1 protein-coding gene is annotated in these 563 nt (G+C 58.8%); it reads right to left on the bottom strand.

Translation table 11 applies throughout. The features are described from left to right. Nucleotides 1-59: 59 nt before the first annotated feature. Nucleotides 60-272, bottom strand: a complete 213-nt coding sequence (locus X742_RS140220) for a hypothetical protein (RefSeq protein WP_023775674.1) — start codon at nucleotides 270-272, stop codon at nucleotides 60-62. Nucleotides 273-563: the final 291 nt, after the last annotated feature.

Here is a 563-nt window from a genome sequence, read left to right as displayed (position 1 = left end):
TGGCCCTGGCCGGTTAGCTGCCCTTGGGCCTTGCCATAGGCGATCGGGCTGGCGTCCGGCTAATAGATCAGCCCGACTTTCTTCCCGCCACACTTGGCGCATTTCAGCTTGGGAATAATGTCATCTGCCATTGCCGGCGCCTCTGGGCCGAACCGCTCGCGGAGCTTCACCAGGTCGAGCTTTTGGCTATGGTTGCAGGGTGAATGATGGCAGTGCGCCGTCACCGTCATCTTGCCATCGATCAGCGATTGAAATGTCCAGCCCTTGCCCATCGGGCTAATTAGCGCGCTCGCGCATGAATGGCGATAGCCGGTTAGGCTTCATGAAACCCAGATGGAGAGGAGGAACGCCACGAACGCGACAGGCAGAACGGCCGCCAGAGCGCCCTCAATCATTCTCAATTTGTGATCGGTGAACACTTGGAACCCTCCCGCTGTTGAAGTCTGGATAGAATTTCCAAGACGCTGGACGGTTCCCTACACCTCCCGAAAATCCTGCAGCGAGGCATGCCTAAGGTCTTCCTCGCCGCAGAGGTGCTTCACGCGGCCGATCAGCCCCGGCTT

The organism is Mesorhizobium sp. LNHC229A00 (assembly GCF_000502415.1).
In the GTDB taxonomy this organism is placed as follows: Bacteria; Pseudomonadota; Alphaproteobacteria; order Rhizobiales; family Rhizobiaceae; genus Mesorhizobium.
This window is presented reverse-complemented; position numbering and strand designations above follow the sequence as displayed.

Bases quoted from the DNA above. Each gene is read 5' to 3' on its own strand.
- X742_RS140220 (WP_023775674.1), bottom strand. From the start codon at position 272: ATGGGCAAGGGCTGGACATTTCAATCGCTGATCGATGGCAAGATGACG.